General features: G+C 44.7%; 23 protein-coding genes. 19 read left to right on the top strand and 4 right to left on the bottom strand.

Going from position 1 to position 24,289, the window contains the following annotated elements; genetic code table 11:
• The first annotated feature begins 11 nt into the window (after positions 1-11).
• The 3 genes from V6984_RS04180 (at position 12) to V6984_RS04190 (ending at position 4,525) form a co-directional block, all read left to right on the top strand.
• Positions 12-2,891 carry a bifunctional diguanylate cyclase/phosphodiesterase gene (locus V6984_RS04180; protein WP_342758551.1) on the top strand — a complete coding sequence of 960 codons (2,880 nt, stop codon included), beginning with the start codon at positions 12-14 and terminating at the stop codon, positions 2,889-2,891.
• A gap of 29 nt (positions 2,892-2,920) precedes the next feature.
• Positions 2,921-3,502, top strand: coding sequence for a DNA-3-methyladenine glycosylase I (locus V6984_RS04185; protein ID WP_342758552.1), 582 nt, complete (start codon positions 2,921-2,923; stop codon positions 3,500-3,502).
• Between the two features lie 87 nt (positions 3,503-3,589).
• On the top strand, positions 3,590-4,525 hold the full coding sequence (locus V6984_RS04190) for a hypothetical protein (RefSeq protein WP_342758553.1): 936 nt from the start codon (positions 3,590-3,592) through the stop codon (positions 4,523-4,525).
• A gap of 2 nt (positions 4,526-4,527) precedes the next feature.
• On the opposite strand, the gene V6984_RS04195 is transcribed toward V6984_RS04190, so the two are convergent.
• A complete protein-coding gene (locus V6984_RS04195) occupies positions 4,528-5,724 on the bottom strand; it encodes a chloride channel protein (protein WP_342758554.1) in 1,197 nt (398 codons plus the stop codon).
• Positions 5,725-5,935: 211 nt separating this feature from the next.
• Between V6984_RS04195 and V6984_RS04200 the strand changes: the two genes are divergently transcribed.
• The 9 genes from V6984_RS04200 (at position 5,936) to V6984_RS04240 (ending at position 12,300) form a co-directional block, all read left to right on the top strand.
• The gene (locus tag V6984_RS04200; protein WP_342758555.1) at positions 5,936-6,406 is read left to right on the top strand and encodes a MarR family winged helix-turn-helix transcriptional regulator; all 471 of its coding nucleotides are present in this window, start codon (positions 5,936-5,938) and stop codon (positions 6,404-6,406) included.
• Entirely contained in the window at positions 6,407-6,931 is a 525-nt protein-coding gene (locus V6984_RS04205; protein WP_342758556.1) for a flavodoxin domain-containing protein, read from the top strand.
• Positions 6,932-7,033: 102 nt separating this feature from the next.
• Entirely contained in the window at positions 7,034-7,174 is a 141-nt protein-coding gene (locus V6984_RS04210) for a hypothetical protein (protein ID WP_342758557.1), read from the top strand.
• Between the two features lies 1 nt (position 7,175).
• Positions 7,176-7,625, top strand: coding sequence for a YaiI/YqxD family protein (locus tag V6984_RS04215; protein ID WP_342759937.1), 450 nt, complete (start codon positions 7,176-7,178; stop codon positions 7,623-7,625).
• Positions 7,626-7,758: 133 nt separating this feature from the next.
• A complete protein-coding gene (locus V6984_RS04220; protein ID WP_342758558.1) occupies positions 7,759-8,610 on the top strand; it encodes a DUF5685 family protein in 852 nt (283 codons plus the stop codon).
• Complete coding sequence (locus tag V6984_RS04225) at positions 8,607-9,356, top strand: J domain-containing protein (protein WP_342758559.1); 750 nt, start codon at positions 8,607-8,609, stop codon at positions 9,354-9,356. Before V6984_RS04220 ends, V6984_RS04225 begins: the two co-directional genes overlap by 4 nt.
• A gap of 14 nt (positions 9,357-9,370) precedes the next feature.
• Positions 9,371-11,245 (top strand): ABC-F family ATP-binding cassette domain-containing protein, encoded by a 1,875-nt coding sequence (locus V6984_RS04230; RefSeq protein WP_342758560.1) that lies wholly within the window; start codon positions 9,371-9,373, stop codon positions 11,243-11,245.
• Positions 11,246-11,319: 74 nt separating this feature from the next.
• Positions 11,320-11,790: a DUF2752 domain-containing protein gene (locus V6984_RS04235; protein ID WP_342758561.1), complete on the top strand. Its 471-nt coding sequence runs from the start codon at positions 11,320-11,322 to the stop codon at positions 11,788-11,790.
• 63 nt (positions 11,791-11,853) lie between these two features.
• Positions 11,854-12,300 carry a hypothetical protein gene (locus V6984_RS04240; protein WP_342758562.1) on the top strand — a complete coding sequence of 149 codons (447 nt, stop codon included), beginning with the start codon at positions 11,854-11,856 and terminating at the stop codon, positions 12,298-12,300.
• 6 nt (positions 12,301-12,306) lie between these two features.
• Here the strand turns inward: V6984_RS04240 and V6984_RS04245 are convergent, their stop codons facing one another.
• The gene (locus tag V6984_RS04245; protein WP_342758563.1) at positions 12,307-13,173 is read right to left on the bottom strand and encodes a class I SAM-dependent methyltransferase; all 867 of its coding nucleotides are present in this window, start codon (positions 13,171-13,173) and stop codon (positions 12,307-12,309) included.
• 234 nt (positions 13,174-13,407) lie between these two features.
• On the opposite strand from V6984_RS04245, the gene V6984_RS04250 reads away from it, so the two are divergent.
• The 3 genes from V6984_RS04250 to V6984_RS04260 all read left to right on the top strand — a co-directional run bounded on the left by V6984_RS04250 (position 13,408) and on the right by V6984_RS04260 (position 17,026).
• A complete protein-coding gene (locus V6984_RS04250) occupies positions 13,408-14,373 on the top strand; it encodes an ABC transporter permease (protein ID WP_342758564.1) in 966 nt (321 codons plus the stop codon).
• A gap of 14 nt (positions 14,374-14,387) precedes the next feature.
• Positions 14,388-15,326 (top strand): carbohydrate ABC transporter permease, encoded by a 939-nt coding sequence (locus V6984_RS04255; protein WP_342758565.1) that lies wholly within the window; start codon positions 14,388-14,390, stop codon positions 15,324-15,326.
• A gap of 71 nt (positions 15,327-15,397) precedes the next feature.
• A complete protein-coding gene (locus tag V6984_RS04260; protein WP_342758566.1) occupies positions 15,398-17,026 on the top strand; it encodes an ABC transporter substrate-binding protein in 1,629 nt (542 codons plus the stop codon).
• A 105-nt stretch (positions 17,027-17,131) separates the two neighbouring features.
• Here the strand turns inward: V6984_RS04260 and V6984_RS04265 are convergent, their stop codons facing one another.
• Positions 17,132-18,460 (bottom strand): MATE family efflux transporter, encoded by a 1,329-nt coding sequence (locus V6984_RS04265; RefSeq protein WP_342758567.1) that lies wholly within the window; start codon positions 18,458-18,460, stop codon positions 17,132-17,134.
• Between the two features lie 114 nt (positions 18,461-18,574).
• On the opposite strand from V6984_RS04265, the gene V6984_RS04270 reads away from it, so the two are divergent.
• The gene (locus tag V6984_RS04270; protein WP_342758568.1) at positions 18,575-19,399 is read left to right on the top strand and encodes a MerR family transcriptional regulator; all 825 of its coding nucleotides are present in this window, start codon (positions 18,575-18,577) and stop codon (positions 19,397-19,399) included.
• A 152-nt stretch (positions 19,400-19,551) separates the two neighbouring features.
• Complete coding sequence (locus tag V6984_RS04275; RefSeq protein ID WP_342758569.1) at positions 19,552-20,565, top strand: LacI family DNA-binding transcriptional regulator; 1,014 nt, start codon at positions 19,552-19,554, stop codon at positions 20,563-20,565.
• A gap of 63 nt (positions 20,566-20,628) precedes the next feature.
• On the opposite strand, the gene V6984_RS04280 is transcribed toward V6984_RS04275, so the two are convergent.
• Complete coding sequence (locus V6984_RS04280; protein ID WP_342758570.1) at positions 20,629-21,441, bottom strand: GNAT family N-acetyltransferase; 813 nt, start codon at positions 21,439-21,441, stop codon at positions 20,629-20,631.
• Between the two features lie 396 nt (positions 21,442-21,837).
• Here V6984_RS04280 and V6984_RS04285 point away from each other — a divergent pair, with 396 nt between their 5' ends.
• Positions 21,838-22,878, top strand: coding sequence for a LacI family DNA-binding transcriptional regulator (locus V6984_RS04285; RefSeq protein WP_342758571.1), 1,041 nt, complete (start codon positions 21,838-21,840; stop codon positions 22,876-22,878).
• Positions 22,875-24,275 (top strand): L-fucose/L-arabinose isomerase family protein, encoded by a 1,401-nt coding sequence (locus V6984_RS04290; RefSeq protein ID WP_342758572.1) that lies wholly within the window; start codon positions 22,875-22,877, stop codon positions 24,273-24,275. The genes V6984_RS04285 and V6984_RS04290 overlap by 4 nt, the downstream gene beginning before the upstream one ends.
• Positions 24,276-24,289: the final 14 nt, after the last annotated feature.

The following is a 24,289-nucleotide window of genomic DNA, read 5'->3' on the forward strand; positions in this document are numbered from 1 at the left end:
AGAGGATGTAAATGGAACGAAAGAAAACAAAAGATAAATCCCGCAGGTCAGGCAATTCGATTATGAACCGCATTTTAATTCCGGTAATCGTTGCCTTATTCGTGCAGGCAGGCCTTTTTTCCGTAAATATAATTTGGGGCGGTACCATTGAAAAGCTCAACCACAATGCTTTTGACATTCTGAACGGGGCAGTGAATAATCGTCGTAACTATCTTCAAAGCGAGATGCTGTCGCGCTGGTCCAACTTGGATCCGGCGTCAGAGAATATCAGGAGAACATTCAGTAAGGAACCGATTCAGATAGGCGAGGCGGGCACCTTGCTCAGAAATGAGATTCTGAGCCAAAGTGCGCCGGAGCTGATTAGTTTGCTGCGCCGCAATTTGGTAATAGGAGTTTTTCTTATCCTGACGGATGGAGAAGGCCGCGATGAAGAAGGACAGATGCAAAAGCACGGTCTGTATATCCGTGATATGGACCCAGCCACCAATTCAGCCAATAACTCAGATTTACTGCTTTTGCATGCTCCGGTATGTATATCCAAGGAGCTAGGGATCCCTCTGGATTCCAATTGGCAGTCCCGTATGAGCTTTGACCCTGATGACTTGGTTAGCTGGAATTATTATAGTAAGCCTTATGAGGCCGCGCTTAAGTATCCTGAAATAGAGGAGAAAGATTTGGGATATTGGAGCCCGGTTTTTCGTGCGGCGGGAGACAGCCTGGATACGATTACCTATTCGATGCCCCTTAGGGATCAGAACGGAGTGGTGCGTGCGATATTGGGAGTGGAGCTTTCCGTCGATTACTTAAGCAAGCAGATGCCGTATCAGGAATTGAATCAGGAGAAGCAAGGAATGTATTTTGTCGGTGTTGCTGAGGGCGAGGAGCTGATTTTCAATACGCAGCTTTCCACCGGCCCTGTCTTTAAGCATCGTTTCGGAATGGCAAAGCAGATGAGTTTTACACAGGAAGATGAATATGCGGATTCCTATCGGGTCATTGACAATACTTCCGGCCATAAGAGAGACGTCTATGGATGTATACAATACTTTAATCTCTATAATACCAATACGCCTTTTGAAAATGAGAGATGGGCGTTAATTGGAATGCTGGATGACGAGGAGCTTCTGGGTTTCTCGCAAGGCGTATCCGGCTCGATATGGGTGACATGGGGAATCTCCCTTGTATTGGGGCTTACCGCCGCCTGGGCAGCCGGTTTATCGGTAGCCCATCCTATTACCAGACTTCTCAAGCAGCTTCGTGAGAGTGACCCCAGACGTCCTCTCGAGCTTGGTAAGCTGAAGATTTCGGAGATCGACGAACTGTCCGGGGCTATTGAGACGCTTAGCTCACGGGTAGCGAGAGAGGCCAGCCGCCTTTCTCAGATTATCGATATGGCGGGGGTAGAAATCGGTGCCTTTGAGACTCAGCCGGATTCGGACCGGGTATTTTGCACAGGTCACTTTTTCGAGATGCTGGGATTTTATAGTGAGCAGGCCACAGACGGCACTATCGATAAGCAGGAGTTCGATGAGTTGATGGAGACCTTGAACGGGCAGGTAGAGGATGGAACAGAGGATGGGAGCACGAAGATTCTTCGCATAGAGCATCCGGCGCAAGCTCCGAGGTGGGTGCGGCTTCGAGTGGTTTCTTCTAATAATCATATCACGGGGGTAGTCAGTGATGTCACACAAGAGATTTTAAAGAGGCGCAAGATTGAGCGAGAGAGGGATTATGATCTGCTGACGGATCTGCTCAACAGGCGGGCGTTCAGCGTAGAGCTCAAAAAACGTTTCAGCAATCCGCAGGAGCAGACGCTTATTGCCCGTATGTCAGGCGATGAGTTCTATGTGCTTTTTTCCGGTTATTCTTCCCGAGAAGAGGTGCAGGAAATCATTCATGTACTTGAAGACGGTGTGCGGCAGACTATATTTTTCCTGCCGGATAATACCAGCATCAATATTCGTGCATCCGCTGGAATCGCCTGGTACCCAGACCATGCTACCTCCTATGATAAGCTTCTGAAATATGCCGATTTCGCGATGTATCAGGTGAAGAATACGACCAAAGGAGAGTTCGGCGAATTCGATATGGAACATTATAAAAGGGACTCTTATTTATTGCAGAATCAGGAGGAAATCAACCGTCTCATAGATAAGGAGAAAGTAACTTTCCACTTTCAGCCTATCGTGGATGCGAGAAATGGTGAGGTGTTCGGATATGAAGCTTTAATGCGTCCCACGCTGGAGAGTATCAAGTCCCCGGGGGAAGTACTGCTGTTAGCGAAGTCACAGTCTAAGCTCTATGGGATAGAGAGACTGACTTGGCGGCAGAGCCTTGCGGCATTCGAGAAGCTGCCGGAAGCAGCGTCTTCTATCCGTATATTTGTGAATTCCATTGCCAGTCAGCAATTGAATGCCAAGGACGAGAAATATATTCAAGAGAGGTTCTCACATTTGCTTCCAAGAGTAATTATTGAGATTACGGAAGAGGAACGCTCCACCGAAATGGAGACTCGCAGAAAACTGGAGTGGGCTGCGAAGTGGAACTGTCAGATTGCTTTGGATGACTTTGGTACCGGATACAATTCCGATACTGCTTTGCTGGCGACCATGCCGAACTTTGTAAAGCTGGATATTTCAATCGTGCGCAATATCGACAACGATGCTAACCGCCGTAAGCTTTTACAGAATCTGCTGTCCTATACCGAAGGCCGTGATATACGTGTGATCGCGGAGGGAGTGGAGACCTATGAAGAGCTTCGCACGCTTATTAGCCTGGGCGTTGATTATTTACAGGGATACTATATCGCCAGGCCGCAGCTTCAGCCTGCCCCTATTCCGGAGCAGATTGTTCAGGAGATTCAGGATGCTTATGCGGCTGTTTCAGAATAGGGACGTAAGTTCCAAAAGGAGAGCTATGTATGGATAAATGTAATTGGTGTAAGGATGGCGGGATCAATGAAGAATACCATGATAAGGAATGGGGAATTCCGTTGCATGACGACAGGAAGCATTTTGAATTTCTGATGATGGAGGTCATGCAGTGCGGGCTGAACTGGACGATGATGCTTAAGAAGAGAGAAACCTTTCGTAAGTGCTTTGATGATTTCGATTATGAGAAAATTGCCTTGTACGGTGATGCGGATATAGATAGAATCATGGAAACCGGAGATATGATAAAATCGATTCGAAAAATTCGTGCGGTTATCGACAATGCGAGAGCATATAAGAAAATAATCGATGAATTCGGATCCTTTGATGAATTTCTGTGGGGATATAGCGGGTATAAGAGCATTATTTATGAGGATCATAGAATAGTGCCGGTCGCCAGCAATGATTTGTCGGATGTGGTAAGCAAGGAACTGAAAAAGAGGGGATTTAAGTATCTTGGCTCCATTACGGTGTATTCTCATCTGCAGGCCTGCGGGATTATTAATGACCATGATATTCATTGCTTTAGGTATCGGCAGATTATAGATGAGTGTCCGGTAGAGTTTAGATGATCGCGAATCCGTCGCTTTTTTACAACACAAAGCGGCGGATATATTTTATTATGGAATAAAGTTTGGATCATCCGAAGGAGAAAAGACATGAAAAAACTGAGTTTTGAAGCATTTCATGAAATTAAAAATTGGGTTTATCGGAATGCGAGGCCGCTGGACTTCGCATTATGGCAATACTGGTTTGAAGATGGAAGCAAAGATGCTGTTCTATCGGCCTTATCCAGCTATCGGAATAGTGATGGCGGATTTGGCAATACGATTGACCCGGATAGCTGGAATCCGGATTCTACCCCGTACAATGTACAGATCGTCATAAAACTGCTGCGGCAGATAGAGTTCCTCGATATGGAGCATCCATTTTACCGCGGAATGTTCCGTTATTTGGAGAATACGGAGCACAGGGCAGATTACGGATGGATTTTTACAATCCCGTCTAACGATAATTACCCGCACGGCATCTGGTGGGATTATAATCCCAAGGACAATGAGTTCCAAAGTATAGGAACGACGGCAAGCCTATGTGGTTTTATTCTCCGGTATGGAGAAAAAGAGTCGGGCCTGTACCGGATGGCGAAGGAATATACGAACTCGTTGATTGAGCGGTTAAAGGGGACAGAGCGATTGGGAGATATGGGAGTAGGAGGCTACTGCGAGTTGCTGGAGGATATAGAGGCAGCAGGGATTACGGAAGAATTTGACTTTACATATCTATGTGAAAAGGTTTCCCATGAGGTACGGAAAAAGATAGAAACGGAAAAAGACAATTTCATGGCAAATCCACTGGAATTCATATGGTCTCCGGAGAGCAGGTATTATGAGGAAAATAAAGAGGAAGTACACAAGGCCCTGGATGCCATAATTGACGAGCGCCCTGAAAATGGAGTCTGGGATATCCCATGGGAGTGGTATAACGGCGGGAAATATCCCGAGGCGTTCGCCATTAGTGAGAATTGGTGGAAGTCCAGCAAAGCCATTGAAAAGCTGCTGCAGTTGAAAAGCTTCGGAAGGCTGGAGATCAGATAGTCTCACTTTTTCTTTTTCTGAAGCGGGTAAATGGACAAATTACCATTGCAGATATAGGCGAGTCCGCACACTGCGATAAAATAAGGCAGCATTTCGGGACCGAAGACCTCTGCGCCTATCAGGATGGGTGCAAGCAGAGTATTGCTGGCGCTGCCGAATACTGCCGCATAGCCCAACGCTGCGGAGAAGGCGATGGGTAAGCCGAGCAGCGAAGCAAGGAATGCACCAAAGGTTGCGCCGATGGAAAACAAAGGAGTGACCTCTCCGCCCTGAAAGCCTGCCGACAAAGTAAGCACCGTAAAGAGAAATTTAAAAGCGAAATCCCATGAATAAATGCCCTCATTAAGACTCATGGATATTAAGTTGGTGCCGAGTCCCGAGTATCTTCCCTGAAAACATAGTAACGAAAAGAGACCGATCGCGGTACCGGCAATCAGAATGCGCAGAAGTGGATTTTTCAACTTCTCTGAAAAGAGCTTTTTTGTCCTATGCAGGAAATAGGAAAACAGCCGCCCCATTATCCCGAATAAAAAACCGAGGAAAAGTATCTTGAAAAGCAGGGATGGCGAAAAAGAAAAGTTCTTTGACAGAACGTAGGAAAATTTTTCAAGACCCAGTGCGCCGGAAATATAGCTTGCGGTAAATGCCGCGGTCAAAGCCGGAAGCAGAGCCTTGTATTCCAGTACGCCTACGGTCAGCACCTCGAGAGCAAAAAAGGTGGCGGCGAGGGGCGTTCTGAATAACCCGGAAAAGCCGGCGGCCATTCCCGTAAGTAATAATATTTTTTCCCCGCTCTCTATGGAAAAACGTCTGCCGAGCGTATGTCCGAGGGCTCCTCCTATCTGAACGGCTACCCCCTCTCTTCCGGCACTTCCGCCGAACAGATGAGTAAGCCATGTTCCAATAATGACGAAGGGGATTAAACGGAGAGGTATCGTTTCTTTGGAGCCATGTCCGGCTTCAAAGAGCAAAGCCATTCCTTTACTGCTCCTGTCTCCGAATTTCTGATAGCTCCATAAGATAAAGACACCGACGGCGCCGAGAAAAGGAAGTAAAAAGTAAACATATTCGTCCCTGATATTCCCAATGTAAAGCAGAATCCTGCCGAACAAAGCGGCGATAGATCCGGCGGCTATGCCGAGGGGGATTGCAAGTCCTGTGAAAATCAACTGATTTCTTATTTTTTCCCGATAATTCATATAAACCTCACTTCCAAGTAATATTATAAGGGAAGCTGCCATCAATTGGCAAGGTCACATACGGCCGGATAAGGGCAAAATTTTATTCCTGCATTACTGTTCACTCCGTTCTCAGTAATGTTCCTGCTTTACCGTCGATTGACAAAAATCACATTATGTAATATATTACATAATGTGAGGGAGAATTATATAATTTAAGGAGTTAAATATCATGAGTATGGATAGAGACAGGTTACTGGAAGATTTTGATGACGAAAGGGCTCTGTTCGGTTTGTTCTTCGCATTCGGGAACCGCTTGCAGACTGCGGGTGATGCTTTTTATGAAGAAATTACGTGTAAGCAGTTTTTTCTTCTCATCTGCCTTTCGTTATTTAAGGAGACCCCTCCCATGATTAATGAACTTGCGGATGTGATGGGAAGTTCGCATCAGAACGTGAAGCAGATTGTCAATAAGCTGGAAAAGGAAGGATTTGTAACTACTTTTTACGATAAGGATGACAGAAGGAAAGTAAGAGTAGCGGCGACGGAGAAAATGGGAACATTGAGCGACAGGTATCGTGAGCAGGAGGAAAGATTCATGGCAGGGCTTTATGAAGGAATTACAAAGGAGGAAGTGCAGCTTACTTACAATGTAATGATGAAAATCGAGAAAAATCTTATTGCAATCAGGGAGGAAAAGTAAATGGAGCGAATCGTGGTGTATAACAGTAAGACAGGGTTTAGCGAGAAGTACGGAAAATGGATAGCGCAGGAGCTTGCATGCAAAGCGGTAAGCTACAAGGATATGACACCGCAGCACTGGAAGGAGAACGACGTAATTATCTATGGTGCAGGGATTATGGCAGGAAGGATAAACGGATGGGATAAAGTGAAGAAAATCCCTGAGCGGTGCGGTAAAAAGCTGATCGTATATGCGGTTGGCGGTGCGCCTATGAAGGCGGATGAGGTTATTCTTACAGTAAAGGACAATAACCTTACCAAAGAGGAACAGAAGGAAATTCCTTTCTTTTATTTGGAGGGAGGAATCGATTTTGAAAAAATGGGATTTTTCCCCAGAACAATGTTAAAGACCATGTATAAGATGCTGAAAAAGAAAAAGGATAAGACGCAGGAAGATATGGGAATGCTTCGCTTGTTTGAAAGGTCCAGTGATAATTCCTCAAAAGAAAATATAAAGCCCCTTATAATCTGTGCCGAGCAGATATAAATCAATAAAAATAAAAAGTGTGTTTGCGGGAGCCGCATAAGACTCCTGACAAAACACATTTTTTAATGTACAGGGTTGTTGACGCAGTGCAGGCGGTGTGGCATGATAAGAAAAAGTACATTATATGGCTGTTTGGAAGAAAATAAAGGGAAAGATGGAGATAGTGTGAAAATTAAAATTTTCACACGCAAATTTGTGCCTGCGGCCCAAAGTTTGCAGGTGCTGGAAAGGCATGGTTATTAATATGAAGATTCTTGTGGATGCCGACGCCTGCCCTGTGGTAGCGATTGTGGAAAGAGTGGCAAAAGAGAAAGATATTCCGGTAATTTTAGTTTGCGACAATGCCCATGTTCTCCGCTCGGCATATTCCGAGGTGGTAATCGTGGACAGAGGAGCCGACGCAGCGGATTTCAAGCTGTTTTCCTTGAGCGAACGGGGGGATGTCATAGTAACGCAGGATTACGGAGTAGCGGTCATGGCGTTGGGAAAAGGTGTGAGAGCCATTCACCAGAGCGGAAAAAGGTATACCGACGAGAATATCGACACGATGCTTATGGAGCGTCATATCGCCAAGTCAGAAAGGCGCAAATCCGGCAAGAGCCATTTAAAGGGGCCGAGGAAGAGAACGGAGGAAGATGATGTGCGGTTTGAGGAGTCTTTTCGGAGAATGCTGGATAACAGTCTGCTGTATTGATAAAACGGACTCTTTTTTAATAAATTCTTTATAGCAGTTTTATTGATATATACGGCTTAAAACGGTAGGATAATAGAGTATTGATAGAAAAATATAAATGTTGGTTACTATATAAGATATATGAGGTGATACGATGTTTGGATATATAATTATCAACAAAGGTGATATGAAATTCAAGGAATTTGATATCTATCAAGCCTATTACTGCGGTTTATGCAAAGTATTAAAAGAAAAATACGGTTTGACGGGACAGATGACGCTGTCCTATGATATGACCTTCATCATCATGCTGCTTTCCGGCTTGTACGAATCGGAGACAGAGACGGATTATTGCAAATGTGTCGCACATCCCTTTGAAAGGCATATGACGAAGATAAATGAATACACAGAATACGCGGCGGATATGAACATTTTGCTGTCCTATTACAAATGCAAGGATGACTGGATGGATAATAAAAAATACGGCAGGCTGTTATATGCACAGTTGCTTAAGAAGGGATATCATCACTTGGAGCAGAAGTATGGATGTAAGATCCGCCGTATTGAAGCATTGATGGAGCAGCTCACTAAGAAGGAAATAGATGGTTGTACAGACGTTGATGAAATGTCCCGCTTGTTTGGAGAGGTCATGGCGCAAATCACGGTATATAAGGATGATGAATGGAAAGAGAACCTCTACAAAATGGGTTTATACCTGGGGAAATTCATCTATTTGTGCGATGCTTATGAGGACATAGAAAAAGACTTGAAGGAAGGAAATTATAATCCCTTTTACGAGTTATATAAATATCCCGATTTCGAGGAGCAGTGCAGAAGCATTCTGGTCATGATGATGTCTGAATGCTCCAGGGAATTCGAAAAGCTGCCGATCCTAGACCATATCGAGATCCTTAGAAATATCATCTATTCGGGAGTATGGTACCGTTACGAAAAAATACACTCGGAAAGAGAAGCAAAAGAAAAGGGGCAGGCGCAGGAACAATGATAAATCCTTATGAAATACTTGGGGTATCCCCGGATGCTACCGAAGAAGAGATAAAAAAAGCATACAGAGCGCTGAGCAGAAAATACCACCCCGACGCTAACATCAACAGCCCGAATAAAGTACAGGCGGAGGAAAAGTTCAAGACCATTCAGGAGGCCTACAGCCAGATTATGAAGGAACGCACGGAGGGTTACGGAAGTGACTCCGGCTATGGCGGTTATGGAAGCGGAAGTTATGGAAGCCGCGGTTATGGTGGTTATGGCAGCGGAGGATTCGATGGTTATGGAGGCGGCGGTTTTGGGGGCTTTGGCGGGTTTGGAGGCTTCGGAGACAGCACCAGCACGGGTTATGAAGAGGACGGCCATTTGCGTGCTGCAGGCAATTATATAAGAAACGGATATTATAAAGAAGCGAGAACTGTGCTTGACGGCATGGACGAAAAGGGTGCAAGATGGTATTATTATAGTGCACTTGCCCATGCGGGACTGGGAAATAACGTGGCGGCGATGGAGCATGCCAAACGTGCGGCGGCGATGGAGCCGGGGAATTCGGATTACAGTAACCTGGCATACCGGTTTGAAAACGGCGGCATGCAGTATCAGCAGAGACAGTATACCTATGGAAACCCTTATGTGGGGAACGGAAATATATGTGTAAAGCTGTGTATTGCTAATATGATATGCAATATTTGCTGCGGAGGCGGCGGAATGTGCTGCGGCGGAGGAATACCGTATGGGGGATATTAGGAGTTATAACATTTATGAATATACTTACAGTTGAGAATATAGTAAAATCCTTCGGCGAAAGAAAATTGTTCGACCATACTTCTTTTTATCTGCAGGAAGGGGAGAAGGTGGGAGTTATCGGCATCAATGGAACCGGCAAGTCCACCTTGCTGAAGATGATGGCGGGACTGGAGGAGCCGGATGAAGGAAATGTCATTCGAGCCAACCATGTTATCTGTACCTACCTGTCCCAGCACCCGAGCTTCGATGAAGAAGAAACCGCCTTACAGGCAGTAATGAAGGAGACGAAGGAGAAGCTTCGCGCGGAGGGCGTGGGTGAGGAGGTCTGGGCTAAGGAAAGCGATGCTAAGGCCATGCTGATGGGGATTGGGATCGCAGATGTGACGGCGAAATGCGGGACCCTTTCCGGCGGGCAGCGAAAAAGGCTGGCGTTAGCAGCGGCGCTGCTTTCTCCGGCGGATATCCTCATTCTGGATGAGCCTACTAACCATTTGGATAACGAGATGGCTGATTGGCTGGAGGACATGCTGAAAAAGAGAAGCGGAGCTATCGTTATGGTAACTCATGATCGCTATTTTCTTGACAGCGTGTCGAATAGAATCGTGGAAATCGATAAAGGACAGATATATTCCTATCAGGCGAATTATTCCGGCTACTTAGAGCTAAAGGCATTGCGCGAGGACGAAGCCTTTGCAGGAGAGAGAAAGAGACAGTCCATTCTGCGTACAGAGTTGGAATGGGTGAAGCGCGGAGCGAGAGCTCGTTCCACCAAGCAAAAAGCGAGACTTGAGAGATACGAGGAGCTGAAACAGATGCAGGCTCCTTCTTATGATGCAAAGGTGGAGATGAGTTCGGTGGCCTCGCGGCTTGGAAAAACCACAGTAGAAATCAGTCATGTCAGCAAGCGTTACGGGGAAAAGGTCTTGATCGATGATTTTTCCTATCTTTTCCTGAAAGAAGACAGAATCGGATTTATCGGTGAGAACGGCTGCGGGAAGACCACACTTATGAAAATACTGACGAGACAGTGCGAGCCGGATTCGGGCAGGGTGGAAATCGGGCAGACTGTAAAAATAGGCTACTACGCGCAGGAGATAGCCGCTCTGGAGATGCCGCAGAACAAAAAGGTCATTGATTATATCAGAGATGTGGCGGAATATGTGAAGACAGAGGATGGAAGCATTACAGCTTCTCAGATGCTGGAACGTTTTTTGTTTTCCGGAAGTGAGCAATATACTTTGGTCGGCAAACTGTCGGGAGGAGAGAAGCGCAGGCTTAATCTACTGAAGGTGCTTATGAGGGCTCCCAATGTACTGATTCTGGACGAGCCGACCAACGATTTGGACATTGCTACTCTGACGGTGTTAGAGGACTATCTGGATCGATTTCCGGGAATCGTTATAACTGTTTCTCATGACAGGTACTTTTTAGACCGAACGGTGCGCAGGATTTTTGCCTTTGAAGGAAACGGGAAGCTGCGTCAATATGAAGGCGGGTATACTGATTATGCCAATAAGAAGGCAGCTATGAACGCTGCGCCGGCGGCAGGATCCGGTGGAAGCTTGAACGGGAAGGCGGCTAAGAGCAGTATTATAGAGAACGGTGCCATAAATGATGCGGAGGGCGGAAAAAAGAGCTGGAAGGCACAGCCATCCAAGCTTAAGTTTACCTATAAAGAGCAGAAGGATTACGAAACGATAGAGGATGAGATCGCGAAGCTGGAGGAACATCTTGAGGTATTGGAGGAAAGAATTCTGCGGGCTTCCACGGATTTCATAAAATTAAATGAGCTGACGAAGGAAAAGGAAGAAACCGATCAGAAGCTGGAAGAAAGAATGGACCGCTGGATGTATCTTGAGGAGCTGAACAGCAGGATAGAAAGCCAGTGATGAAGTGCAGGGCGGAAAACCGGTAATATATTGCATGGAAGAAATAGATTAGTGGATTTTGAGCGGGAGGGAGCATGAAACAAAGGATAAAGGGGATAGGTAAGCGAATAGGAGCGGATTTGTGGAATGCTAAGGAAGCTTTGCTTGCTTTTACGGCTTACTATATTATTGTACACGCTATATATCATGCATTTTGCCCGCTGGTCATACTGACGGGATTTCCTTGTGCGGGCTGCGGAATGACGCGGGCCGTATTTTTCATGCTGACCGGACAGTTCATGCGCTCATGGAATCTCAATCCGATGGCGATTCCCGTTATATTATTCATCGGTTACTGTGTGATATGCCGCTATATCCTCGGAAAAAGGATAAAAGGCTGGAAAACCGGACTTATAATTATTGGGATCGCTATGCTCGCAGTATATGTCTACAGGATGTGCACCGTGTTTCCCGAAAGGCCGCCGTATGTCTACACAGGAGGCAGCTTTTTGGAAAGATATGTTCCCGGTTACAGAGAAATATTGCATAGATTATTAGGTATATGATAAAATGAATACTGTATATAGTGAAGAAAAAGAGTATACATAAATGAGGGAGGAAATCATACGATGGATAACAACAACATGTACCCGAACGACGGGACACAGCAAAGCGGAGTATTTACCGGGACCGGACCGGATCCGTATGGAAACAGCGATCAGAACCAAGGCTACGCCTACGGCCAGCAGAATGGCTATGGGAACAGCAGTCAGAATCAAGGCTACGGCTATGGTCAGCAGAGTGGCCAAGGCTACCAATATCCATCACAGGGCGGTTATCAGCAGGAGCTGGAGGAGCCTATGAGTGTGGGCGAATGGTTAGTTTCGCTGCTTTTAGCTATGTTCGTACCTTGCGTGGGCATCGTCTTAGTTTTTGTATGGGCATTCAGCAAGACGGAAAAAAAGAGCAAATCCAACTTTTTCAAGGCTTACCTGATCATCGCGGGCGTGGTACTGGCGATTTATATTCTTATTGTGTTAGTCATGCTGATCGCCTTTGGCGTTCAAGGCATATAACAACGCTTACGCGTTCCTTTGCCACCTGCCGGAGGCGCCGCAGGGAAGAACGAGGCCGCTGTCCGCTACCGAAAGGCCGATTTCTTCGGCAGATACATGTCCGCCGAGCTTGGAAGCGACGGCGAGGTGGATCATATAGGAAAGTACTGCCGGCTGCAGTCCGGTAGTATAGGAATTTACTAAATAAAAAAGTGCATCTTTAGAGAGTATTTTTGCCGTCAGTTCGATGAAGGGAAAGATGCTCTCTTCTATTTTCCATATTTCGCCCTTTGGGCCGCGTCCATAGGAGGGCGGGTCCATAATGATCGCATCATAGGTGCTGCCCCGGCGGATCTCCCGCTCTACGAATTTGACACAGTCGTCCACAAGCCAGCGGATAGGAGAATCAACAAGTCCGGAAGCGGCGGCATTTTCCTTTGCCCAGTTTACCATACCCTTGGAAGCATCCACGTGAGTGACTTGTGCTCCTGCTTTTGCGGCGGCGAGAGTAGCGCCTCCGGTATAAGCGAACAGATTGAGAACCTTAATGGGTCTGCCAGCCTGTGCGATCAGGGAGGAGAACCAGTCCCAGTTCACCGCCTGCTCGGGAAAAAGTCCGGTATGCTTGAAGCTGAACGGTTTTAAATGGAATGTGAGTTCGCGATATTTTATGGTCCATTCGTCGGGAAGATTGAAGAACTCCCATTCTCCGCCGCCCTTGGCGCTGCGGTGGTAATGGCCGTTTTTCTTTTTCCATCCGGAATTCTTTTTCTCAGTATTCCATATGACCTGAGGGTCTGGACGGACTAAGAGGTAATCGCCCCACCTTTCCAATTTTTCCCCGGACGAGGTATCTATTACTTCATAATCTTTCCATTGATCTGCAATCCACATATTCTATAACTCCTTATAAAAATTTATTTTAAATATACACCAACGGCACACCTTTGGCAATAAATTATACACAACGTACCTTTTAAAATGGAAATATGTGCACAATAATATACAAAAAAGGGCAACATAAGAAATGGTAAGAAAGGAGGCTTTTGTGTATGATTTACTTAAGAAATCACAAGATACAAAATGATTTCAGACTTGAAGATAAGGACAAACGAGAGGAGAGATAGAATGTCACGAGTATCTGTTGCGAAGAAGGCACATACGACGGTTTCGGCGAGAAAAAAGAAGACATTTATGCTGCTTACCATGGTGGCGCCCGGAGCCATTTGGCTGATACTGATTCGCTACCTGCCGATGTTCGGCATCGTGATGGCATTTCAGGATTATAAAATTTACACGAAAGCGCCGTCGTTAATTAATAATATAATGCATAGCAAGTTTGTGGGGATAAAGAATTTCAAGTTTCTATTTGCGACCAGCGATTCATGGATTATGATTCGAAACACCTTGGGCTATAACATAGTCTTCATCATATTGGGACTGCTGATTTCTGTAACCTTTGCTGTTATATTGAATGAGGTTACCAAAAAGTTCGTTGCGAAAGCATATCAGACATTGATGTTTTTTCCTTACTTTTTAAGCTGGGTAGTAGCGAGCTACTTCCTGCAGGCGTTTTTGGATCCTACCAACGGACTTTTAACGCATGCCATGCAGAATTGGGGTATGAAGCCTATTGACTTTTATAACACTACGGGACCCTGGCCATACATATTGACGATAGCTTACATATGGAAGAGTACAGGATATTCGGTTGTCTTATATCTGGCGGCTATAACGGGTATCGACGCGACCCAGTACGAAGCGGCCAGCATCGACGGAGCGTCGAAGCTGCAGCAGGTTTTCTATGTGACTTTGCCCCATTTGAAAACAATGATTATTATACTCTTCATACTGGCGGTAGGTAAGATTTTTAACGCCGATTTCGGCTTGTTCTATCAGGTGCCGATGAGCTCCGGACCGATTATGTCGGTAACGCAGGTAATCGATACTTACGTATACCGTGCGATGATTGCGACGCAGAATTACAGTATGACGACGGCAGCCGGACTTTTGCAGAATGTTGTCGGATTTATATGCATCATGGTTGCTAACGGTATTGTAAGTAAATTTGACAAGGACAGCAGCTTGTTCTAATGGAGGTAATAAAAGTGAGTAAAAATGCACAGATGGCTTTAGGTCGCAAGAGAAAAAGGCCTATTAACGCAGTAAGTATCCCGGCAGAAATCATTATCAATATCGTTATGACATTGTTCTGTGCGGCATGCGTTATTCCATTCATCTTCGTTGTAATTATTTCGTTTACGACGGAAGAAAGCATCAGACAGATTGGATACTCCTTTGTTCCGCTGTCATGGGGAATAGAGGCTTATAAATACATAATGAAACTGGGAGACCAGCTATGGTTGTCCTATTTCAACAGCTTTTTTATTACGATAGTTGGTACGGTGATCAGCGTGTTGATTTGTATTCTGTATTCGTATGCGCTCTTCCGCAGGGATTTCAAGTATAGAAGCTTTTTCTCCTTCTTTAGCTTTTTTACCATGTTGTTCGGAGGAGGGTTGGTCCCGACTTACATGGTATGTAAACAGATGCTGGGGCTCAGCGATAATTATGCGGCGCTTATCGTACCTCTTTTGGTAAATCCGTTCAATATTATCGTTATGAGAACATTTTTTCAAAGCTCTGTTCCTGAGGAGCTGATCGAGGCTGCGGCAATCGACGGCAGCGGGGAATACAATACTTTATTCCGCATTATCGTACCGATCGCAAAGCCCGGTATTGCGACTATCGCATTGCTCAATGCCCTGGCATTCTGGAACGAATGGTTCATCGCCCTGCTGTACGTAAGAGATAGAGCGAAGATTCCGCTTCAGTATTTACTTATGCAGATGCAGAGGAATGTGGAATATTTGGCAAAGAACAGCGCCAACATGGGAGCGGATGCGGCTGCGGCTGCCAGCAAGTTGCCCACGCAGAGTCTTAGGATGGCCTTGGTAGTACTGATCGTAGTTCCCATCGCTTTTGCGTATCCGTTCTTCCAAAGATACATCATTGCGGGCCTTACGATAGGCTCGGTAAAGGGCTGATGCCCATCTACACGGTAGGTCTGGCAATAACGCCACTTACATAAAACTATAAATTTTTTAGGGAGGTAAACATGAAGAAAAAATTATTATCACTCGTGCTTTGTATCGCCATGTCCGCTACGATGTTAGCGGGATGCGGCAGCACCGGCAGTACGGAAACAGCTACTGATGCGACAGAAACAACAGAAACGGCAGAAACGCCGGCTGCGGAAGAAACAGCAGAGGCTCCTGCGGAAGCAGCAGCTCTGGACACTTCCGAGCCTGTTACCTTAAAATGGTATCTCCATGGAAGCACCGTAAACGACGATAAGGCGGTTATGGAGAAAGTAAACGAATACCTCGGCGAGAAGTTGAATGTTACTCTTGAGCCTATCTGGGGAACATGGGGTGACTTCGATGAAGGCTCTACGCTTGCAATCAACGGCGGCGACGACGTAGATATTTACTTTACATGCTCATGGTCCGCAAATGAGTACAACTCCTTTGCGAAAAAAGGCGCTTGGGTACGCCTTGATGATCCGGAAACCAATTTACTGGCAAACTACGGCAGCGACATCTGGAATGCTCTTCCGGAAGTTCTGAAGACCGGTGCTGAAATCGAAGGTTCCGACGGATACGGCGTTTATGCTCTTCCGGCATTCAAGGATTTTGGAACACAGAACACATGGGATATTAACGTTACCTTGTTAGAGAAATACGGCTATACCTTAGACGACATCAAGAATACCGATTACTATGGTTTCGGCGATATTCTTAAGACTGTTAAAGAAGGCGAAGGCGCTGACTTCTATCCGCTGCTCGTTGAAGGTTTCGTTCTGGAAAGAATGGTAGATAATTCTATCATCGTAAACGGCGATTCCGGAAGTCTTAACGTATTATCTTACTACATCGATCCTACGGATGTTTCCAAAGATATCGGAAGCAAGATCGTTAACAAATATGCTACGGAAGAATATAAGAAATTCGTAGAGCAGACTCGTGAATACTATGAAGCAGGCTATATCGATCCCGGATGTGCAAACAAGCAGACGGCAAACGATTTACGTACCTCCAAGCAGCTCAGCGGCTCTTACTTGATCGGTACGCAGTCTTACGCTTTGGGATATGAGGTACAGGCAAGCCAGGAACGCGGTATTGAAGTTGCCTTTGTTCCCTGCACACCTCCTTACGTAGATAAGACATCTACACAGGGCGCTATGATGGCTATTTCTACAGCTTCCAAGAACCCTGAAAGAGCAATGGCATTCCTTAACCTGCTGAACACAGATCCTTATTTAATGACATTGTTAGAGTATGGTGTGGAAGGTACTCACTATAACTTAAATGATGACGGACTCGTAGTATTTACCGCTGAACGCGATAACTACCAGCCTTGGAGAAACGGTATGGGTAATATCACTCTGCTTCCTCCTCAGGAAGGTGAAGGGAAAGACTTCTTTACGAACACATTCATCCCTTACTATGAAGCTGCAAAGGCTATCCCTGCCTTCGGATATCAGTTCGACCCTACTAATGTTGAAACAGAACTGGCTGCTTTGGCAAACGTAGGTGAAGAGTATGCGTTGGCACTTAGCGTTGGTGCAATCGATCCTGAGACCGCATTGCCTGAATTCCTCGATAAGCTGGAAGCTGCCGGAATGAGCACGGTAGTGGATGAAGCAAATGCACAGTTGGATGCTTATTTTGCAAATGCTCAGTAGTAATAAAAACGGAATCTTAGCATGAGGGTGTTTATGCTGGGGTGAGATAGATATGCGTGATGCCGCGGCCTGACAGATGAGATGTCGGACCGCGGCATCTTTGTATTATACCGCATAACGTTTCATTGTCCTTCTTACCAATACCTGGGAAATGATAAAATGACACAATTCACCGGCCAAAAAAGTAAGATAGATCCCCTTGGCATCAAATACGAATACCGAAAGCAGTAAAAAAATCTGAACGAAGCCGAGACATCGTAAAAACGAAATCAACGTTGCATAGATATTGCGTTCCATGGTCTGGAAATAGAGGATATTCATTAAAGTGATTCCTATAAAAATATATGCAAATGGATATTGACTGAGCATATATGCGGTCAGACTGGTTAAAGCAGTATTGCCGGTATGGAACAGCGGGGCAATGTTTTCTCCGAAGATTACACAAATAGCAACCAATACGACGGAGGCGGCAATATTGGTAATGACTCCGAGATGGTACACATAGGAAAATCCCTTCTTCTCATCTTGACCGTGATAGAGGCTCATGAGGGGCTGCACTCCCTGCGCTACGCCCATTACTACCATATTGATAATCGAACATACATAACCAACGATGGAATATGCGGATACACCAAGAGTTCCTGCGATCTGCACCACGGCAAGATTATAGGAGAAGGTAAAGGCCGGCACGCTGAATTCCATCAGCGAGGAAGCCATACCGTTGCTCAATACTCTTTTTATTTCCCCAAAATGGAAGACAGGCCTGCGAATGCGCAGAGCACCCTTTTTAAAAATAAAATGGCTGATATAAAAAAGAAATTCAATACCCATACCAATGCCGTTTGTAATCGCTGCTACCTCTATTCCATAATGAAGAACGAGAATAAAAATAATGTCCAGAGCTGCGTTGATGACAGCACCAAAGACAGAACCGAGCATGGCGATCTTAGGGTTATTATCATTGCGCACGAAAACAGAAAGACCGAATGTGACCATTTGTATAAGAGAAAAGGGAGCCGACCATTTGAGGTAGGCAACTGCAGGGACCAACAATTCTTCGTTTGCACCCAGGAAGATAGAAATCCTTTCCCGAAAGAAGAAGCCCGTTAATGCCAGCACGATACCTATCATGACTGCCAATGCCAGACATTGGCAGAATATATTATTCGCCTTTTCTGCTTCCCCCTGCCCTTTATGAAAAGAGTATACATTTGCGCCGCCTACGGCTATAAGCATAGCCAGAGCGATGACCAGCATGCTGAACGGGAAAACGATATTGATGGCGCCGAGGGCGACCTCGCCGATACCCTGTCCGACGATAACGCCGTCCAGGATAACATATAGTGCCTGAACGAGCATTCCGATTACGGATGGGATCACATATCGGGAAAATTGCTTATTAATGTGTTTCATGTTTAAAATTTTGTTTAGCATACACTCCTCCAAAAAAACATTGATTAGTTCAACTGGCTATTATAAACTGTACACATACTGAACAGTCAAGCTATGAATTATAAAATGTTTTAAAAAATCGAAAAAGGGTAAAAGATGGAAAAGTATCGTATGAAAATAAGTGAATTTGCCCATGTGACTGGGATTACGCGAAGGACCCTTTTGTTTTATGATAAAATAGGACTTCTTTCTCCTGCGGAGATCGATAGAAATAACAGCTATCGTTACTATACCTATCCCCAGATCGATATTGCCAATGTGATTACTGTTTTGCGGGAAATAGGCATGCCCTTGAAACAAGTTAAAGATTATATAAGTAATCGTTCGCCGGAGAATCTAGTCGATATGCTGCAAGTACAAAAAACTGTGGTCCAAGAAAAGATTCAAACGCTGGAACAGATTAACGATATGCTGGATACCCGAATTAGTTTAACAAAAAAGGGAATGAGCGTGAGGAATGATATTAGCACTATTGAAGTTAAGGAATACGATGCCGTACCGCTTTTGCTGGGACCAAAGCTTCCGGAGACCAGTCATGTACTGGATGGCTGGTACTATCTTGTGGAATTTTATGATTTCTGCAACGATAATCAGATCATTCGCGGATTGCCTGCAGGTTCGATTATTTCCCATTCGGATTTATTGAAAAGAAATTTTTCTCATCCTTCCCGGTATTATTATTGCCCTTTATCCGGGGGCAGCTATCCGAGCAATTCAGAAAAGCCCAAAGGCTTGTATGTAATTGGGCGGGAGTATGGTGAATATTCACAAAGCGCAGGCCTATATGACAGGATTCTTAATTATATTAAAGAAGCGGGCCTGAAAGTATGCGGCGATGCATATGAGGAGTACTTGTTCGATGAGACCTCTACCATCGATTCCACAAAGTATCTTTTACAGATAGAGATACACGTACAATAAAAAATATGTTTATTCCAAATATATGCCTGAATTTGCGAAGGTGTTCTTTAACTAATAACAAATAGACTGAAATCCAAAATTATGATATGATGAAAAAAATGAAGCGGGTATGTACATTGCTCCTATCATATTAATGAATGAAGGTGTGTAAGGTGAAAATAAGTATTAGAGATATCAGTGCGATGACCGGATATTCGCCTGCTACGGTATCCAATGCCCTGAACCATAAAAAAGGTGTGAATAAAGAAACTGCGGAAGAGATACTTCGCATAGCAAGAGAGACCGGTTATATCAGCGAGACTTCCATTACCAAGATCAAATTGGTGATTTTTCGTAAGAACGGATCCATTATTGACGATACACCTTTCTTTTCTTCTCTGATAAACGGATTCGAGCAGGAATGCAGAAGGTACCATTATGAAATGGTAATATGCAATGTGGATCAGAGAGATTCGGATTATGAGAGACAAGTGTTGAATCTGATTACGGAAAGCGGAAGTGCGGCGGTGGTTTTAGCTACGGAGATGCTGGAAGGGGATCTGGAGATATTCAAAAAAGCGGTATGTCCGTTGCTCATTATGGATCACTGGGACGAGCATATGGAGTTTAATTCGGTGTTGATCAATAATTCCGATGCCGCAAGGATGGCAACCGAATATCTCATAGAGAAAGGGCATAAGCAAATTGGATATATCCGCGGCTCATATAGGATCAAAGGATTTCGTTCGAGGTTTGCAGGTTATCAGACTGCTCTTCGTAAAAATAAACTGGAATATCAGGAAAAGCATACGTTTACAGTAACGCCGAATTTACAAGGAGCCTATCAGGATATGAAAGGTTATCTGGAGTCGGCGGCGGATTTGCCGACGGCTTTTTTTGCGGATAATGATTTGATGGCGCTTGGGGCTATGAAAGCGTTGCAGGAAAAAGGATATCGGATTCCTGATGATGTTTCTATCGTTGGATTCGATGACTTGCCGTTCTCCGAAATATCTTCTCCGCGACTGACAACCTTGAGGGTGCCTAATACGGAAATGGGAAAAATAGCGGTCCGGAGAATTGCAGATTTGATAGAAGGAAGAGATGAGATTGTAGTAAAAACACAAGTTTGTACCAAATTCATAGTACGGGAGACGGTGAAAGACAGGAACCTGAACACAAAGTAATTATATAAAGAAAACGGATGGCTGCACATGGCTGGATAAAACCGGTCGATGTGCAGCCTTTTTTCAACTATTCAGCATAAACCAAGAGATAACATCCTCCCGCATCATATGAAAGCCGCACTTTTTTGCAGTATTCTCCGAAGCCAAGTTGTCATCCGTACAATCCCAAATAGGCTGTAGTCCAAGCTTGCAAGTTTCCTCGATAGTTTTGTTCGTCAAGTATGCCGCCAGCCCTTTTTGGCGGTGATCTTGTTCCGTATTCACGGAAATGTTGCCATACCCATTGTCGCAAAAGAGCATATCTGCTCTTGCTGCCACCGTATTGTCATATATTGCGGCATAGGCAATCCCATGCCCAAAATATGATTCTATATCACCATACGCCCTTTTCAACTCGTCCAGAATAGATTTTATATTTTGATATTTCTTTTTTAAAAAAGGTCTGTCTATCTTTTTGATCTCATATCCTGCAGGCGGTTGTAGTTCGTTACTCTTCCCGGACCAGCAAAAGAACTTTTGGTTTGCCGAAAAAATATGTATGTCTATAAATATTTGCTGAAACATGTCTGCCAATTCTTTAGTGTCTGTACCATACTCAAAGTAATCCAGCCCTTGATTTTTAAGAAATGGAATTATCGTATGGTCGAACCATGTTCGAAATCCCATCCAATCTTCTTTCGGCAGCGGTGCTCCCATTAATTGAAAACCTTCTTGATATGGGCTCCACACAAGCAAGAAATCAGGCGAATCTTTTCGGTTTCCCCATATGATACCATCTGCTTTATTTTTAAGGATACATGAAAAATAAATACTGCTGTTCCTGCAAATATATTTATTGTTTTCGGTGAATCCGTCTACGGGTATTTTTACCATCATATCCCCTTTCCCAATCAGAACCGACGTGCTGCCGGTTTATATGAATCTGCCAGCGGCGGGCTAACTGCTGTAGCAAATATTAATCTAACTTTATTTTACTATATATTGGGAGAGGCTGATATACATTTTTTGCAAGTCCCGGGTGTTCTCCAAAGTATTACAAAGATAGTTATTTATCTAAATGTAAATGTTTATATAAAAATTTATATAAACATTTACATCAAAGAAAGCGGGCGGTGGATAAAAAATAATAAAAAGTCAAATAATATTATGCAAAATATACAAAATTAAGTAGTACAAATGGTATACAATGACGTTTTTGGCAAAAATGATATAAAAATTATTGAACAAATATATAAAATGTTTATAATGATGTTTATAAAGAAAATTCAACAAATGGAGAAAAGGAATAATGTGATGAGGACTACCATCCGTACAATAAGTGAGGCAACAGGTTTTTCTCCGGCAACTGTCTCAAATGCTCTCAATAATAAAAGGGGAGTGAATCCGGCTACTACGGAAACGATTATGAGAGTGGCGAGAGAACTGGAATATTTCGAAGAACCCATATTGAAGAGGATACTTTTCGTAATGTATAAGACGAACGGGCTGATAACGGATGATACTCCATTTTTCAACCTGATCATGGACGGCTTTCAAAATGAATGCAAAAGGCTTGGCTTTGAAATGGTCATGCAGTATTTGGATAGGCGGGAAGAGGATTTTGAAAAGAGGGTACATGAATTGACAAAAAACAGCCAGGCGACAGTAGTGCTTGTGGGAGCTGAGTTGATGGATGAGGATTTTCATTTTTTTGAAAATGCGAAGTGTACTCTTTTGACTTTGGACTATTGGAATGAGACGATGGACTGCAACGGAATCTTAATCAATAACGAAGATGCGGTAATAAAAGCCATCCATTATCTGGCGGAAAAGGGGCATGAAGAAATCGGTTATTTAAGAGGAGCTTTCCGAATAAAGGCCTTTGAGGCAAGGGAGGCAGGCTACCAAAGAGGAATGAGTCTTCATCGGCTGACCTGCGATCCGGCAAACAGTATTACCGTATCGGTGACGATGGATGGTGCCTATCAGGATATGCAGGCCTACCTTAGAACACAGCCGAAACTTCCCACTGCGTTTTTTGCAGATAACGACATGATTGCTCTGGGGTGTATGAAAGCGATGCTGGAGGCGGGAATACAGATTCCCGAACAAGTATCCATTGTAGGATTCGACGACCTGCCGTTTTCGGAGATCTCGACGCCAAGGCTGACCAGCCTTAGGGTGCCCAAGCAGGCTATGGGAGAAATGGCCGTACAGAGAATTGTGGAAATGAGAAAAGCAGAACAAGCCATAAAGACCAAAATCTTGGTTTGTCCTGATTTCATAGAAAGAGACAGTGTAAAAGAAAATAGGAAAAGGAGTGACGGATTATGAAAAATATTAAATTGGGTTTCGCGCCTACCAGGAGAAGCATCTTCAGTGCGCCGGATGCGATCAAATATAGAGGGCTGACAGCGGACAGACTTAATGAGCTTGGAGTTTCCTTTGTAGACATTACGGACATTAATGAAGAAGGACTTCTTTATAATGATGAAGACAGGTGCCAAATAGCAGAAAAATTTAAGAAAGAGAAAATAGACGGACTCTTCCTGCCCCATTGCAATTTCGGCACGGAATATGAATGTGCGAGGCTTGCCAAGGAACTGAATGTGCCGGTGCTTCTATGGGGCCCGCTGGATGAAAGGCCGGAGCCGGACGGAGTGAGGCTTCGGGATACGCAGTGCGGTCTGTTTGCGACCGGCAAGGTACTTAGGAGATTTCAGGTTCCATTTACTTATATGACCAATTGCAGGCTGAGCGATCCTGTATTCGAAAGAGGAATCAAGGATTTTCTGGCAGTGTGTAACGTGGTAAAGACCTTTCGGAATATGCGCATCCTGCAAATCTCTACAAGGCCCTTTGACTTCTGGACGACCATGTGCAATGAGGGAGAGTTGCTTGAAAAATTCAACATTCAGCTGGCGCCGATTCCAATGCCGGAACTTACCGACGAAATAAGAAAAGTTAAGGCACAGGGTCTGGAGGTAGCGAAGGTGGTCGCTTACTGCAAAGAGAAAATGGAAATTCAGATAAAGGAAAACGAGTTGGAAAACGTTGCCGCCCTAAAAGTCGCGATGAGCAATCTCGTTCAGAAATACGGATGCCAGGCGGTGGGAATCCAGTGCTGGAATCAGTTACAGTCGGAAATCGGAATCATGCCCTGTGCGGCCAATTCTTTAATGAATGATGAGGGAATTCCGGTGGTGTGTGAAACGGATATTCACGGAGCTATCACCTCGCTTCTGGTGGAGGCGGCAGGCATGGGAGAGACGAGAAGTTTCTTTGCGGACTGGACGATAAGGCATCCTGACGTAGAAAACGGAGAGTTGCTACAGCACTGCGGACCGTGGCCTATATCCATAGCAAGGGAAAAACCGAAGCTTACTTATCCTCTGGCCTTTGACCATCCGGGAAGCATTACGGCAGAAGCGAAGCACGGGGACGTAAGCCTTGTGAGATTTGACGGAGATAACGGCGAATATTCGCTGCTCCTTGGAAATGCCAAGGGAATCGAGGGACCGAAGGGAATGGGAACTTACCTCTGGGTAGAAGTGGATAATATCAAGAGGCTGGAAGCGAAGATTGTGGAAGGTCCTTACATACACCACTGTGTAGGAATACATAAAGACGTTGTTCCGGTGTTATATGAAGCCTGCAAATATATGGGAATAAAGCCGGATCTGTATGATCCTGTCGAAGAAGATATAAAGGCATACCTGCGAGGAGAATGAAAATTTTAGTCACA

The sequence above is a fragment of the Kineothrix sp. IPX-CK genome (assembly GCF_039134705.1).
GTDB classification, from domain to species: domain Bacteria; phylum Bacillota; class Clostridia; order Lachnospirales; family Lachnospiraceae; genus Kineothrix; species Kineothrix sedimenti.

What these genes read in the sequence shown, in the direction of transcription:
- V6984_RS04195 (WP_342758554.1), bottom strand. Translation starts at nt 5,724, where the DNA reads ATGAATTATCGGGAAAAAATAAGAAATCAGTTGATTTTCACAGGACTT.
- V6984_RS04245 (WP_342758563.1), bottom strand. Translation starts at nt 13,173, where the DNA reads ATGTGGATTGCAGATCAATGGAAAGATTATGAAGTAATAGATACCTCG.
- V6984_RS04205 (WP_342758556.1), top strand. Translation starts at nt 6,407, where the DNA reads ATGGAGCGAATCGTGGTGTATAACAGTAAGACAGGGTTTAGCGAGAAG.
- V6984_RS04185 (WP_342758552.1), top strand. Translation starts at nt 2,921, where the DNA reads ATGGATAAATGTAATTGGTGTAAGGATGGCGGGATCAATGAAGAATAC.
- V6984_RS04230 (WP_342758560.1), top strand. Translation starts at nt 9,371, where the DNA reads ATGAATATACTTACAGTTGAGAATATAGTAAAATCCTTCGGCGAAAGA.
- V6984_RS04240 (WP_342758562.1), top strand. Translation starts at nt 11,854, where the DNA reads ATGGATAACAACAACATGTACCCGAACGACGGGACACAGCAAAGCGGA.
- V6984_RS04270 (WP_342758568.1), top strand. Translation starts at nt 18,575, where the DNA reads ATGGAAAAGTATCGTATGAAAATAAGTGAATTTGCCCATGTGACTGGG.
- V6984_RS04225 (WP_342758559.1), top strand. Translation starts at nt 8,607, where the DNA reads ATGATAAATCCTTATGAAATACTTGGGGTATCCCCGGATGCTACCGAA.
- V6984_RS04215 (WP_342759937.1), top strand. Translation starts at nt 7,176, where the DNA reads ATGAAGATTCTTGTGGATGCCGACGCCTGCCCTGTGGTAGCGATTGTG.
- V6984_RS04180 (WP_342758551.1), top strand. Translation starts at nt 12, where the DNA reads ATGGAACGAAAGAAAACAAAAGATAAATCCCGCAGGTCAGGCAATTCG.
- V6984_RS04265 (WP_342758567.1), bottom strand. Translation starts at nt 18,460, where the DNA reads ATGCTAAACAAAATTTTAAACATGAAACACATTAATAAGCAATTTTCC.
- V6984_RS04235 (WP_342758561.1), top strand. Translation starts at nt 11,320, where the DNA reads ATGAAACAAAGGATAAAGGGGATAGGTAAGCGAATAGGAGCGGATTTG.
- V6984_RS04280 (WP_342758570.1), bottom strand. Translation starts at nt 21,441, where the DNA reads ATGATGGTAAAAATACCCGTAGACGGATTCACCGAAAACAATAAATAT.
- V6984_RS04220 (WP_342758558.1), top strand. Translation starts at nt 7,759, where the DNA reads ATGTTTGGATATATAATTATCAACAAAGGTGATATGAAATTCAAGGAA.
- V6984_RS04250 (WP_342758564.1), top strand. Translation starts at nt 13,408, where the DNA reads ATGTCACGAGTATCTGTTGCGAAGAAGGCACATACGACGGTTTCGGCG.
- V6984_RS04285 (WP_342758571.1), top strand. Translation starts at nt 21,838, where the DNA reads ATGGAGAAAAGGAATAATGTGATGAGGACTACCATCCGTACAATAAGT.
- V6984_RS04210 (WP_342758557.1), top strand. Translation starts at nt 7,034, where the DNA reads ATGATAAGAAAAAGTACATTATATGGCTGTTTGGAAGAAAATAAAGGG.
- V6984_RS04200 (WP_342758555.1), top strand. Translation starts at nt 5,936, where the DNA reads ATGAGTATGGATAGAGACAGGTTACTGGAAGATTTTGATGACGAAAGG.
- V6984_RS04190 (WP_342758553.1), top strand. Translation starts at nt 3,590, where the DNA reads ATGAAAAAACTGAGTTTTGAAGCATTTCATGAAATTAAAAATTGGGTT.
- V6984_RS04290 (WP_342758572.1), top strand. Translation starts at nt 22,875, where the DNA reads ATGAAAAATATTAAATTGGGTTTCGCGCCTACCAGGAGAAGCATCTTC.
- V6984_RS04260 (WP_342758566.1), top strand. Translation starts at nt 15,398, where the DNA reads ATGAAGAAAAAATTATTATCACTCGTGCTTTGTATCGCCATGTCCGCT.